Genomic DNA, 13,179 nt, shown 5'->3' with positions numbered 1-13,179 from the left:
ATGTCGCCAAAGTAATAAAGCCTGCCGCAGGCAGAGTTCAGATTTTGATGGCAAGAAAACCGCCTGTAAAAGGCGTTTGGCCCCGGAAAAGGAATGTATAGATGCGCTGTAAAACGCTGACTGCCGCGGCAGTAGTAATGTTGATGATGACCGCCGGATGTTCCACCTTAGAGCGCGTGGTCTATCGTCCTGATATCAACCAGGGTAACTATCTGGTAGCTAACGACGTAGCCAAGATCCATACCGGTATGACACAGCAACAGGTGGCTTACACCCTCGGTACGCCGATGATGAAAGACCCGTTTGGCAGCAACGTATGGTATTACGTGTTCCGTCAGGAGCCAGGTCATGAGCGCGTGAAGCAGCAGACGCTGACGCTGAACTTTGATGGCAACGGTGTTCTGACTAACATCGACAATAAGCAGAATCTGGCCAAAAACAGCGACTGATTGAACGGAAGACCGTTTAAACGGCAGACAGCAAAAAGGCGCACTGAGCGCCTTTTTTTATGCCCGCTATCCACTGAGCCTGAAGGGATAGCGACTTATTTTTTGCTTTCTGCCGCTCGCTCTGCGCGCTGACGGCGCAGCTCTTTGGGATCGGCAATCAGCGGACGATAGATCTCAATACGATCGCCCTCATTAACCTCATCACCCAGCTTCACTGGCCGACTGTAGATGCCGACTTTATTACTGGTGAGGTCAATCTCCCGACGCAGTTCCAGTAGCCCTGACTTTTCGATGGCCTGCTCTACCGTACTGCCCTGCTCTACTTTCACGTAAAGCTGATACTGTTTTTCAGGTAAGGCGTAGACCACCTCAACGGAGATCTCAGGCACTGTAGACCTCTTTGGCACGCTGAGTGAAAGCCTGCACCATGCTGTTGGCAAGCTCTTTGAAGATACGGCCAAAGGCCATCTCTACCAGCATGTTGGTGAATTCAAACTCCAGGCTTAATTCAACCTTGCAGGCGTCATCGCCCAGCGAGACGAACTTCCAGCCGCCGGTCAGCTTGCGGAACGGTCCATCAACCAGTTGCATATGGATGCTCTGGTTATCTGTCAGGGTATTGCGGGTGGTAAATGTCTTGCTGATGCCCGCTTTCGACACATCCACGGACGCAGTCATCTGATTATCTGACGCATCCAGCACGCGGCTTCCGGTGCAACCCGGCAGGAATTGCGGATAGGCATCCACATCATTTACAAGTTTGTACATCTGCCCGGCACTAAACGGGACCAGCGCCGAACGACTAATCTGAGCCATAATGGTTCCTGTTCATCACGAAACCGCTGAATAATAGCATTTTCAGCGATTAAACAAAAATGTCCCCGAGTGAGGGTGTGCTAGAATATCCCGTTTCCTGCCGCCCCGCTGGACTGGGGATGCGATAACCGACTAAGTGATGTAAAATACGCCGCACTATGACAAAGAAAAAAGCACACAAACCCGGTTCTGCCACTGTTGCCATGAACAAACGCGCCCGTCACGAGTACTTCATTGAAGAGGAGTACGAAGCGGGATTGTCGTTACAAGGATGGGAAGTTAAGTCACTTCGTGCTGGTAAAGCCAACATCAGCGACAGCTATATTCTGCTGCGTGATGGCGAAGCCTTTCTGTTCGGTTCAACCTTTCAACCCTTAGCCGTTGCCTCCAGTCACGTGGTCTGTGACCCGACGCGCAGCCGTAAGCTGCTGCTGAAGCAACGTGAACTCGACTCCCTGTATGGCCGCGTCAACCGCGAAGGCTACACCATCGTGGCGCTGTCGTTGTACTGGAAGAACGCCTGGTGCAAACTGAAGATTGGTGTTGCACGCGGTAAAAAAGAGCACGACAAGCGCGATGATATCAAAGACCGCGAATGGCAATTAGACAAAGCACGTATCATGAAGAATTCAAAGCGTTAAGCACTGGATTTTGAGTTGTTTTGTTGTTAGTATTTGAAGTTCTGGGGCTGATTCTGGACTCGACGGGATTGTGAAGCCTTAGGAGCATGCCGAGGGGCGGTTTGCCTCGTAAAAAGCCGCAAAAAAATAGTCGCAAACGACGAAAACTACGCACTAGCAGCTTAATAACCTGCTTAGAGCCTTCTCTCCCTAGCTTCCGCTCTTAAGACGGGGATCAAGAGAAGTCAAACCCAAAAGAGATCGCGTGGATGCCTTGCCTGGGGTTGAAGCGTTAAATCCAATCAGGCTAGTCTGTTAGTGGCGTGTCTGTTCGCAGCTAACCGGCGAATGTAAAAACTGACTAAGCATGTAGTGCCGACGGTGTAGTAATTTCGGACGCGGGTTCAACTCCCGCCAGCTCCACCAAACAAATCAAAGGGTTACGTTCCAGCGTAACCCTTTTTATTTCAGATTGGCGACAGAATGGCGACAGCTGTTCGATGATAGTCAGTGTTTTTTGCTAGCGTGAGCAGACGCATTCCAACTTTTTTCAATTATGTGCTATCACCTATAATCAAATCGTTACTAACGCCTAACGTAACGTCCTCCTGCCGCCAATCTATTCAAATATATAGCTATTTTCTTAAAGCAACTCTATCCAATGAAATGACGCGGTTATGACCTTCTTATGCAGTTTTAAACTAACTAAAACTGTGCGATATTTTCATTTTGAAGTTTTTCTGAGGGATGCAGATGCTTGAAGTGACTAACAGATTGACCATAGCCGTACCGACTCTGAATGACAGTGAGGATGATTTTCAGCGTTTGTTTATGATTCATGCGCAAGTGATGGGATCGGAGGCATCTAACGTTTTGTTTACATTTCCACACTGCCGTTTTCTTAAGCCTAATGCTGTTGCTTTTCTGGGTGGAACTTGGCGCTCGCTACAGCGTAAAGGGGTGACAGTATATGTAGATTGGGAATCCCTACGTTATGAGATCATAAACACTCTGATTCAAAACACTTTTTGTCAGCAATTTGGACATAAGAAAACATCCTATACTGGTAATTCAGTACCTTATCGTGAAGACCCTAAACAAGATACAAACTCAATTTTAGACTATCTTACGCAAAATTGGATAGGCAGAGAATGGGTTAGAGTTAGTGAAGCTTTAAGGGACGCTGTTGCGGGCAAAGTTTGGGAAATATATGTCAATTCCTTTGAACACTCTAAATCACCTATAGGTGTTTTTTCATGTGGTCAACATTATCATACAAAACATGAATTAGTATTATCAGTAGTTGATTTTGGCGTAGGCATTCCTCATAACGTCAGAGAATATTTATCTCAGGACTCAAGAGCTGCAACATTATCTGCTGAGGCTTGCTTACGGTGGGCATGCGTGAGCGGTAACACAACCACTAAAGATGGGATAGCCCGAGGTTTAGGACTTCATCTTTTAAAAGAATTAGTAAGAATTAACAAAGGGAAACTTGAGTTATATAGTCATAACGCTTACGTAAAAATAGATCAAAATGGCGAGATTTTTAAAACCTTACCCTTTCCATTTAGAGGTACTATACTTAATATAACATTGTTATGCGATGAAAACTTTTATCAATTAGCATCTGAACTAGGGAGTTAATCATGAATATTTTAGTTAAAGAATACATAGGTCCTCGCTGCATTCTTAAAGAGGATGGACAAAAGCTTCATGATAAAATAGTTTCATTATTCAAAGTTGGTGATGAAGTAACCTTAAACTTTATAAATGTTAAAATGTTTGCATCACCGTTCTTTAACTATAGCATTGGGCAACTTTTTAATTCTTTTAAAATGGAAGATATCAAAAGTAAACTACATGTAGAAAACCTTGAACCGGTAGGGCATTCTATTATCGAAAGGGTAATAGAGAATTCAAGTCGATTTCAGTCTGATGTAGATTATAAGAAGATAGTTGACGCTATTTTAGAGCAGCAAGCAAGGGAGTCAGAGTAATGGGATTTAATGGAGCGATACTTTCTAACGTTTATGACATCAGTAGGTACAAACCTAACGATAAAGACAAGTTTTTTGTAGATACAAACGTTTGGTTATGGATGACCTATTCAAAAGGAATCCCAGAAGACAGGAAGTTTCTATATGCGTATAACAGTTTCATTGACTCAGCACTTGAAAATAATTCCCAACTATTTCATTCCGGCCTATCGCTAGCAGAATTAGCACATGTGATAGAAAAAACCGAAAGGGAAATACATTCAGAAGTTATCAAGAAAAAGATTCAAACTAAAGACTTCAGACACAACTATAAAAACGAAAGACTCGCAGCTATAAATGAAATTAAAACATCATGGATGCAGGTTGAAACTTTAGCGTCTCAGGTTGACATTACATTGAACCAACCAATTATTACATCTTGCTTAGGCAAAATGTCATCAAATACCCTAGATGGTTATGATCTGATGATTCATGAAAGCATGTTAAGCTCAGGTATACTTAACATTTTAACAGATGATGGAGATTACACTACAGTTCCTGGAATTAATGTTTTCACCATGAACCGAAATGTTTTACATGCAGCGCAGATTCAGAAGAAACTTTCTAATTAGAATGTTACGCATTGAAAGGCTGTCTTAATAAATACTATTAACTTTCAATGCGTTACAACAGCATCACCAGATATTTATAGTTTAGCCCACCCTATAAAATAAAATTTAAAATCGAAAAATCATAGACATACATAAATTTTTTCTTTTGTTTTTTTAATTCTAACTGAAAAGCACTGAAATTCTTTTCAATATTTTCAGTTGGCGGACTCCGGCAGAACCCCAGCACCGGCGCGGTCTGGCCATACCGTTTGTAAAAAAACCAAACTGAAAAATTTTTATGATCCAAAACCTGCAGGCGGGTGCGGTGTAGCGCCGATTTTGTCTGCCGGATGATTATTTTGCCGTGCTGACGCGCAGCCAGTGCCGCGCTGTGCGGATGATCTGTTTATGGTTGTCTTGCCTGAAGGGCGCGCCTTTGCGTGGCGCATCGTGCGTCTGAGGCGTTCTGGTGACGGGCAATAAAAAACCCGCTGTGATAGCGGGTCAGGGTGCTGGCTTACTTACCGATGACGGGGGAATATTTCGTACTAAGCGCAGCGGCCTGCTGGCCACTCTGTGCGATGGCGCTGCTGTTCGTGGGCTGCCCGGTTGACGGGTGCGTATGGCTGGCCAGCTGGTCAGCCAGCTGCTGGACAAGCGCCACGGTATCGAGCATCAGCTGGGCCACGTTAATCTTCTCTGAACCAATCCACACCACCGGCGCGATAATCTCCTGACGCGTCCCGGCAATGCTCTGGCGCAGCTGGCCAATTTTCTCAGTCAGTTCCTGCCCGACTTTTATCGTGGCGCTGCCGGTGACGTCTGTTTCCGCATTACCGCCCACTGTAATCAGCTGATTCTGCTGTGCGGCCACGCTGTAACTGCCGGTTGTTACGTGCTGAATGGCTCCGGCCATCAGTGACGCCGTGCCGATCACCGTGGTTCTGTCCGTGGCTTTGACCGTTGTTTCCCTGCTGACCAGCTCACGCTTTTCAGTATCGGCTTTAACCTCCCGGCTCATGGACGTTTCACGGATGGCCTGATCGGTCTGGCGCTCCCAGTCTCCCGCCTGTGTTACCCGCTGTGATACTTCCGCGCGCTGCTGCTGCAGCTGTTCGCCCGGCTTAACGTCCGGCAGACCGCGACGACAACGGCACCGGCCAGTTAAAGGCAGAGGAAGCGGCAAAAGCCTGTGGCGGGAAAACCGCACTGCCGCCGGTTACGGGTGACTGGAGCGACGTGTGGCAGGCGCAGGGCGATATCGCCACGCTGGCGCAGCTCACCGACTTCACGCAGCCGCAGCCGCTCAGCCCGTTTGAATCCGTCAGCGAGGCCGACCTGAAGGCCATGAGCGCCAGCCAGAAGGCCGAGCTGCTGGTCGCCCATTACGGGGAGGCGCTGGCCGTGCCGCCGGTCGGGGAGGAAATCTGCCGCTATGAGAACGGCGCATGGCAGGTGATGGAGGCGAAGACGCTGCGCCGGGAAATCGCCGCGCTGTTTCAGAAGGTGCGCGCACCGTTCTCGGCCGCCGGTATTGGCAGCGTGCTGGACACACTCAAGTTGATGGTGCCGCAAATGGGGGAACCGTCCCGCCGCCTGATTGGCTTCCGTAACGGCGTATTTGATACCGCTACCGGCACGTTCAGCCCGCACCGCCGCGAGCACTGGCTGCGCACCGTCAACAGCGTGGACTACACCGCGCCGCGTCCGGGTGAGAACCTCTCGGACCACGCCCCGGCGTTCTGGCGCTGGTTAACGCGGGCCGCCGGACACAATCACGACAAGCAGGAGCGCATCCTCGCGGCGTTATTTATGGTGCTGGCAAACCGCTATGACTGGCAGATGTTTCTTGAGGTGACCGGCCCCGGCGGCAGCGGTAAAAGCGTCATGGCCTCGATTGCCACTCTGCTGGCCGGAAAAGACAACACCACGTCAGCCACCATCGACACGCTGGAATCCTCCCGCGAGCGCGCCAGTGTGGTGGGCTTCTCTCTGATTATCCTGCCTGACCAGGAGAAATGGAGCGGCGACGGCGCGGGCATCAAGGCGATTACCGGTGGCGATGCGGTGGCAATCGATCCAAAATATCGCGACGCTTATTCAACGCATATCCCGGCGGTGATTCTGGCTGTGAATAACAACCCGATGCGCTTCAGCGACCGCAGCGGCGGCGTGTCGCGCCGCCGGGTAATTCTGACATTCCCGGAAGTGATACCGGCAAAAGAGCGTGACCCGCAGCTGCTTGACAAAATCAGTACCGAGCTGGCCATCATTGTTCGTCATCTGATGCAGCGCTTCGCGTCACCCGATGAAGCGCGCGAGCTGTTGCAGGCTCAGCAGTCATCCGGCGAAGCGCTGGAGATAAAGCGACAAGCTGATCCGCTGGTCGATTTCTGCGGCTACCTGATGCCGTTGAGCACGCCCAACGGGCTGTTTATCGGTAACGCTAACATTCGCCCGATTAACCCTAAGCGCTATCTCTACCATGCTTATTTGTCGTTTATGGAATCGCGTGGGCATCAGCACCCGCTCAGCCTGACAGCCTTCGGCCAGGCAGTGCCACAGACGCTTAAAGAGTATGAGCGAGTGCTACTCAAGCGCCGTACCAATAACGGCATACAAACCAATCTTACGTTACACGAGGACAGCGAAGCAGATTGGTTGCCAGCGTGCAGCCCCTTATAAATCGTCTCAAATAAACCGGCTTACGCCGGTTTTTATTTTTGATAAAATTTTTCATGTCAGCCAAGGTCAACTATGATTGAGAAACGTTCACAAAGATGCCGCTTGCGAGGTATCTATTTCCATATTCACCAACAAAACTTAATGAACAGACCGTAGTGAGGGTGTTCAGTTATGTCTACAACTCAAACGAAAACTCAGAATGCTTTTGGACACTGCATATAAGGATATGATATTAATAGTATAGAACATATAAAGGAGGGAGCATGGAGAGCTATACATTTGAATTAAAGAATAATGTATTTGGATACTTTCAGAAAGAAGGTGATGATTGTTATATATATATTGACACCGGAATCTATTCTAAAACTCATTATTACAAATGGAATGATTAGCTGCGAGGTGAAAATAACTATAATGAGACATTTCCTGACGCAATCAGTAATGACCAGATTGCAAAAGCAATTGGTTATTTTTCTTGGCATCAAGCTTATGATTACTGCCCATATTATCCAATAGTGATTAATCAATCCAAAAAAACTGAAAGTGGTATGTTTTCCCCTCGGATAAACCGAGGAGAACCTAATCTATTCAGCTATCATTATGCCAACACTCCAATGCTTGATGAAATTCGTGCCTTTAGTAACATCTGCGACTCATTAAATGAACTTTTTAACTACATAGATCCTGACACTCTTAATTTAAATTGCTTTGGAAGCAAAGTAAGAGAGATTTTAATTATTGCATGCACTGAGGTTGAATATTTACTCCAAAACTTTCTTGTGGATAACAAATACCCTTCAACTACCAGATTTAGTACCAATGATTACATAAAATCTCTAAATCCTCTAAAATTAAACAACTACTCAACAAAACTCACCTTCTATCCACAATTGCAAGAATGGTCTCCTTTTAGCGGCTGGGATATTACACAACCGACTAAAAGTATATCTTGGTATGATGCATACAATGCCGTCAAACATAACCGTGGTATTAATAGACATAAAGCATCACTTAAATCCGTAATAAATTCTGTTGCTGCCATTCATATTTTACTCGAGGCGCAATATGGACGAGAAATATTCAACAACCCCATACAGTCTAATTTTTCAAGTATTTTCAAAACAGTTCAGCGCCCTGCTTTTTCAGTTGATGAACTTCAATGCCCAATAATGAGCCAATCTGAGATGACATGGAGTAGTAAACAATATTTATTTCTGTAATGGGATGTTCATGCTTTGGCCGCAGAGGTTAGATGCGGCTAACGCCAGATCAACTATGAACGAAAAGCGGGCATACATTAAAGTTTAAATCAATTACTCCTACCGCTAATGGAGTAAGGCATAAAAAATTTCTGAATTGGAGTCTTCCGTTGCAATTGGCAAAAAACAATAAGGAATTAATATAATTATGTGGACGTTAGATGACCTGCGCAGATTGGATAAAAAATATGCTGAGGAAGGTGTTCACCTTCATCAGAGACCTCTAAGCGCCGCATTTGATATACTTGGAACAGATTTCAGCTTTGGTCTTTTGAGTAATCCTGAGGTTCAACACATCGTAGATGCTTATATTGCCATGATGCCTGAAGTCGAAACAAGCTGGCCTGGTGCAGGAATAGGTCTGATTGCATCCATGGATCAAGTGAAAAAAACAACCTCCCCTGTCATATTCGGGGATAACCAGTTAGAAGTCTGGCAAATAGCAGGTTTCATTAGTAATGAGGAATGGTGGGAGTGGTGTAGGAGAGATCGAGCAATCGCAGCAGATGTATCTTTTGCTATTGCTGATATTCATGATTTTACCATGGGACTAAATGAAGTAGAAAATTGCGACGCAGAGGCATTAACACTCTGGCAGATGTCCCGATCCAATCTCGAAGATATGGCAAATACACTACCTAATAGCTTTAGTCATGATTCAGTTATCCAACCTATCTGTTTGGTAGCAGAGCTCTCCCTCAAAGCTGCTTTAGTTTGGAGCGGGATCGATTTGAATGCCTTAAAAGGAAAAAATGGTCATAATCTGGATTATTTGGCAAAAACATTGATGGATAAAATACCCCATCGTGATGATAGAAAAATTAAAGCGGTTATAGATAACCTTCCACATTATGTCGCCAGCCGCTATAAGCCAGCGGGGCTTAAGCGTCTTCAGGTTGTTCGATTGGCTCTAGGAGTTCAGTTTATTGCAGCATCTACTTTACGTAGAATAACCACCTTAGACTTAGCTATCCATATGGAGTCGGGAGAATTTCCAGGCTCACGTCCAGAGTTCACTATTTGAGTGCAAATAACCAGTATTATTCTTAACGTCATGCCTTAAGGTTCACCGAAAAAATCTCACGAGCCAAACATTTTAATTGATTGCTCGTGAAACTTTATATCTTGATTCAACCGCACAGATGGCTAGGATGTTATAATAGCCCTGATTGGTGCAAGAAAATTTAGTATGCCATTTATCATGGTTCATAGAGTCAGCGTCTTGTATTGCGTCGTCTTCATTCATTTCTTAAAGAGATAAATAATAACGTTCAGTCAAGTAATGCTCGTTTGCTGTGCTCATGTGTAAACATCCATTATCTCGTAATCCTCTCTAATTTATTTTAAATAAAGAACTGTAAATAACTTCAACACTCATAACCTTACTACTTGTGGCTTATTTCCCATCCATATGGATTTACAAGTCAATTTTGGTACAAAGCTAACCATTGCCAGCATGCAGAACCTCAAAACTTACATTACGCATACCGGCTTCTGCCGATTTTGATCATCTCGATTAAGATTGATCACCCTAAGTGCACACTAATGTACATCCGGCCTCACCCCCTTCACTACCTAATACCATGAATTTAATAAACAAAAAACCAAAGTGAACAGTGTGAACACTTTTCTCTAAAATCATTTTATTTTGGATCTAGCGCGGGGAATTCGTTATCCTTGCCGTGCCGCTCCGGGGTGTGAGATCTAATAATTGGTACACGCTTAGGTACACGGAACAAATTTGAATTAGATAAACACACCTAAATACATTAGCTTGCAAGTTTTATTCAGATTCCGCCAGCCCACTAAATTTTTGGTTGATGGTTACCAGAACCATCATCGAAGTCCTGAGAGCCCGCAAGTTGAAAGCCTTGCGGGCTTTTAATGCTTTTATTCCCCCTCTCTCCACATAGCTAACAATGAAGTGTTATCGCTTTTCAATATCATATAGGTTTGTCATGTAAACCAATACTTTGCCTAAATCATTAGAAGTATTTAGAATATCCTGCATGATTGATTAAAGTATCTATGGAAGAAACAGGCTTAAATTTTTAACTAAGCAACTGTTTCAGTGGAGGAAATCACATGCCGCGCAATCTGGCACCCGCTTACTGTGTAGTTCAACAACCTGGCAACCTCGAATTCCAGGCAAGAATGCTTTTCAATGACAGTAACTCTGAAGCAGCATGTCTCTTTATGCAGACCAATGCCGACACTCCCTGGTTGAGTCCGGGTCAGATAGTTATAGTGGCTGACCCTGCTTCTTCACAAACTACGCAAATGTTGAGCACATTAAGGCAGGCCAAACAGAAAACCAATATGGCGTTTGTTGGAGTAACTCCTGACGAAGCGAGTTTCATGCAGCAGCATTACGGTTTGATCGCTGCACTGACTACTGCGGGAGATAAAGTCTTTGGCACTATTGGTGACGTTGGTGAGAGATACTTTTCAGAGATCGAGAATACCCTCAAAAAAATACAAGTCAGTTACCAAAACCAGTTCCGTACTCAGGGAACACTGATTAGTCAGCAATTCTACGCAGAGCGTAACCAACTCTTTAATCAGCTAAAAGAACTTGTGAACAAACCGCTACTTAAATCATTGATACGTTATGCGGTTAAGTTCAAACCTTACGAAGACATGCGAAGAGCACTAAATCTATCCAGCCGATCCATAGTACATGAATGGTCTACAGTGGGACTGGCAGGGATCCCAGGTTATTCAAGTTATATAGGCAATGCAGCGAAAGCGGCAAAGTTTTTGAAATCAGGTGGTTACATAGGAATGGGGTTTGCCTTTGCTGGAACCACCAATGACGTAGTCAATGCCTGCGTTAAAGGACGTGAGAGCGAATGTAAAAGAACCGCATTCAAAGAGTATGGTAAGTTTGGGGCTTCGACCTTAACGGGTGTGGGAGCTGGTGCAGCCGGTTCTTTAGCAGGCGTAGGTATATGCGCAGCAATAGGGATCGCCACGGCAGGAACCGGCGCGGTAGTCTGCGCTGCTGTTGGCTCAATAGCTGCGGGCTATGTAGGTGCTAAAGCGAGTGATTCTGTAATGGATACTATCTATGAATACATGGGAATTTGAAGAATGAAGTCGGCCATAATGGTTTTAATCATGCTTCCTTTGGTTTGCTTAGTGGTAAGCGTTTTTTTGTATCTAATGAACAGGTCTCGCTACAAGGAATTGATCTCAGACTTCCAACAACAGCATACACTGCCCACTCCTTACTTGTTGCACTGCAATATGGGGTATATAGGTTCACCTCTAATGACCTATTTTTTTATGCGATTAAAAAAAAATAAAAAAATTTTATTTTTAAACAGGAACGACAATGCTTATAGATTTACACATGAAGGTCAAAATCTAAAAAAAATAAACAACTTAAAACCATTATATTATACATTTTTATTAGGGTTTTTCTGTTGCTTTTCACTTTCCATTATTGCACTACTGATCAAAGCTCAAATAATTTGATCATGTTAATAAAACATTCAGTTAGATAATTTTCTATACCATATTTTATGGTTAACCTTAAAATTAGATTGTATAGTGAATTCTGTCTCTGGATTAAAACCGGGCGGGCATACGCTTTTAAAGCATATTGGAAAATCACCCCAGGAACTTCATGAAAGAATTATCCAATCCAATGGGGTATTGGATCTATCTGGTTCGTTCTCGTCGCTGGAGATTGCCGACGCAGCCATATCAAAGGCACTTCATAATAATCGGGAGTGGATAAAACTATGGGCTGCAAGTAAACCACGACATAACATGACGATAAGTTACGATGTGGGTAATACCGTTGGTTATGTTGTTCAGAAAGGGAGCAACACTGCGTATAAAGCAACTAAAATCAGAGTTGCGCTGAAGTATCAGACTTACAATAACAAACCTTATTATATAATTACTTCTTTTCCAGATAAGTGAGTTGATCATGAGCCGTGCACCTCTAGCCCCAAACTTAGATTTATGCATTGTTGGAACACTGAATCAGGACTTCGACGTTATCACTGGCGCTGATACGATGGATGGTGCCATTGATGTAGTCGTTGACGAAGCTTCTCCAGAAGAAAGATGTGATTTACGTAAAGAAATTACTGACTTTCTCAAGCTGTCAGAAGAAGAGATAAAGGAAGAGTTTTCTCAGCGCTGGCAAGATATTTCACCTGATTACGCCAGCAGTTTTTTGCTCTATTTCCTTGAAAGCATCAAAAGATACGATGAAAGATGATGTTGCGTGCGCGCCCATTCGTGAACTGATTGGTAGGTTTGACCTTCGATGTTGCTGTACCTGTTGCTCTTTCTCTGGGGGCTGGAGCAGTTAGAGTTGCAGCCATTCGGACAGGACGCATCAAACTTATTCAACATGAATCAGTAACTGGCCACACGCCCGGAGGCCATGCAATTTTAAAGCATATTGGTAAAACACAGCATGAATTAGCAGCCCGGTTAAAAAGCACAGAAAATATGGCTCGCCCGCCAAATGCCATTAGCTCTTTCACCAATATAGATCTGGCCGAAAAGTCAGTATCCGATGCCATAAAAGTAAATAAAGAGTGGATAAAGATTTGGGCGGCAAGCAGACCAGGACATAATTTAAATATCAAATATGACACCGGGAAAGCCATTGGTTACTCCCTGTTCAGGGGTAGTCAAAAACTGACTCCGGCAACGAAAGTCAAAGTTGTTCTTAAATATGAATTGTACAACGGCAAGCCTTACTATATTCTGACTGCATTCCCGGAGGTGTAAAT

13 protein-coding genes, 1 other RNA gene and 2 pseudogenes are annotated in these 13,179 nt (G+C 44.7%); 13 read left to right on the top strand and 3 right to left on the bottom strand.

Translation table 11 applies throughout. The features are described from left to right. Window positions 1-101 precede the first annotated feature (101 nt). The gene (bamE, locus tag ACO6VX_RS00265) at window positions 102-449 is read left to right on the top strand and encodes an outer membrane protein assembly factor BamE (RefSeq protein WP_129063103.1); all 348 of its coding nucleotides are present in this window, start codon (window positions 102-104) and stop codon (window positions 447-449) included. A 95-nt stretch (window positions 450-544) separates the two neighbouring features. Here bamE and ACO6VX_RS00260 read toward each other — a convergent pair whose 3' ends face one another. After that, window positions 545-838 (bottom strand): RnfH family protein, encoded by a 294-nt coding sequence (locus ACO6VX_RS00260; RefSeq protein ID WP_033778631.1) that lies wholly within the window; start codon window positions 836-838, stop codon window positions 545-547. Further along, window positions 831-1,265: a type II toxin-antitoxin system RatA family toxin gene (locus tag ACO6VX_RS00255; RefSeq protein ID WP_010257692.1), complete on the bottom strand. Its 435-nt coding sequence runs from the start codon at window positions 1,263-1,265 to the stop codon at window positions 831-833. Before ACO6VX_RS00255 ends, ACO6VX_RS00260 begins: the two co-directional genes overlap by 8 nt. A 158-nt stretch (window positions 1,266-1,423) precedes the next feature. Here ACO6VX_RS00255 and smpB point away from each other — a divergent pair, with 158 nt between their 5' ends. From smpB to ACO6VX_RS00230, 5 genes are all read left to right on the top strand, one after another. Next, the gene (gene smpB, locus ACO6VX_RS00250; protein WP_010257694.1) at window positions 1,424-1,906 is read left to right on the top strand and encodes an SsrA-binding protein SmpB; all 483 of its coding nucleotides are present in this window, start codon (window positions 1,424-1,426) and stop codon (window positions 1,904-1,906) included. Window positions 1,907-1,949: 43 nt separating this feature from the next. Continuing rightward, window positions 1,950-2,311: a transfer-messenger RNA gene (ssrA, locus tag ACO6VX_RS00245) on the top strand. Window positions 2,312-2,638: 327 nt separating this feature from the next. Next, the gene (locus ACO6VX_RS00240; protein ID WP_422457362.1) at window positions 2,639-3,532 is read left to right on the top strand and encodes a hypothetical protein; all 894 of its coding nucleotides are present in this window, start codon (window positions 2,639-2,641) and stop codon (window positions 3,530-3,532) included. 2 nt (window positions 3,533-3,534) lie between these two features. Further along, entirely contained in the window at window positions 3,535-3,885 is a 351-nt protein-coding gene (locus ACO6VX_RS00235; RefSeq protein WP_422457361.1) for an STAS-like domain-containing protein, read from the top strand. Continuing rightward, window positions 3,885-4,496, top strand: coding sequence for a PIN domain-containing protein (locus tag ACO6VX_RS00230; protein WP_422457359.1), 612 nt, complete (start codon window positions 3,885-3,887; stop codon window positions 4,494-4,496). Before ACO6VX_RS00235 ends, ACO6VX_RS00230 begins: the two co-directional genes overlap by 1 nt. 496 nt (window positions 4,497-4,992) lie before the next feature. On the opposite strand, the pseudogene ACO6VX_RS00225 reads toward ACO6VX_RS00230, so the two are convergent. Continuing rightward, window positions 4,993-5,613, bottom strand: a pseudogene (locus ACO6VX_RS00225) (hypothetical protein); the annotation flags it as partial. Here ACO6VX_RS00225 and ACO6VX_RS00220 point away from each other — a divergent pair. The 7 genes and pseudogenes from ACO6VX_RS00220 to ACO6VX_RS00190 form a co-directional block, all read left to right on the top strand. After that, a pseudogene (locus ACO6VX_RS00220) lies at window positions 5,610-7,160 on the top strand (primase-like DNA-binding domain-containing protein); the annotation flags it as partial. The pseudogenes ACO6VX_RS00225 and ACO6VX_RS00220 sit on opposite strands and share 4 nt — an antisense overlap. Window positions 7,161-7,675: 515 nt before the next feature. Next, window positions 7,676-8,380 (top strand): hypothetical protein, encoded by a 705-nt coding sequence (locus tag ACO6VX_RS00215; RefSeq protein WP_422457358.1) that lies wholly within the window; start codon window positions 7,676-7,678, stop codon window positions 8,378-8,380. A 187-nt stretch (window positions 8,381-8,567) separates the two neighbouring features. Then, on the top strand, window positions 8,568-9,443 hold the full coding sequence (locus ACO6VX_RS00210) for a hypothetical protein (RefSeq protein WP_422457356.1): 876 nt from the start codon (window positions 8,568-8,570) through the stop codon (window positions 9,441-9,443). A gap of 1,061 nt (window positions 9,444-10,504) precedes the next feature. Beyond that, a complete protein-coding gene (locus ACO6VX_RS00205; RefSeq protein WP_422457354.1) occupies window positions 10,505-11,509 on the top strand; it encodes a hypothetical protein in 1,005 nt (334 codons plus the stop codon). Between the two features lie 465 nt (window positions 11,510-11,974). Then, window positions 11,975-12,352 (top strand): RNase A-like domain-containing protein, encoded by a 378-nt coding sequence (locus ACO6VX_RS00200; RefSeq protein WP_422457353.1) that lies wholly within the window; start codon window positions 11,975-11,977, stop codon window positions 12,350-12,352. Window positions 12,353-12,359: 7 nt separating this feature from the next. Beyond that, a complete protein-coding gene (locus ACO6VX_RS00195) occupies window positions 12,360-12,656 on the top strand; it encodes a contact-dependent growth inhibition system immunity protein (RefSeq protein WP_031292167.1) in 297 nt (98 codons plus the stop codon). A gap of 29 nt (window positions 12,657-12,685) precedes the next feature. Then, window positions 12,686-13,177 (top strand): RNase A-like domain-containing protein, encoded by a 492-nt coding sequence (locus tag ACO6VX_RS00190; protein ID WP_262390695.1) that lies wholly within the window; start codon window positions 12,686-12,688, stop codon window positions 13,175-13,177. Window positions 13,178-13,179: the final 2 nt, after the last annotated feature.

The sequence above is a fragment of the Pantoea sp. BJFS-204 genome (assembly GCF_049310725.1).
In the GTDB taxonomy this organism is placed as follows: Bacteria; Pseudomonadota; Gammaproteobacteria; order Enterobacterales; family Enterobacteriaceae; genus Pantoea; species Pantoea agglomerans.
This window is presented reverse-complemented; position numbering and strand designations above follow the sequence as displayed.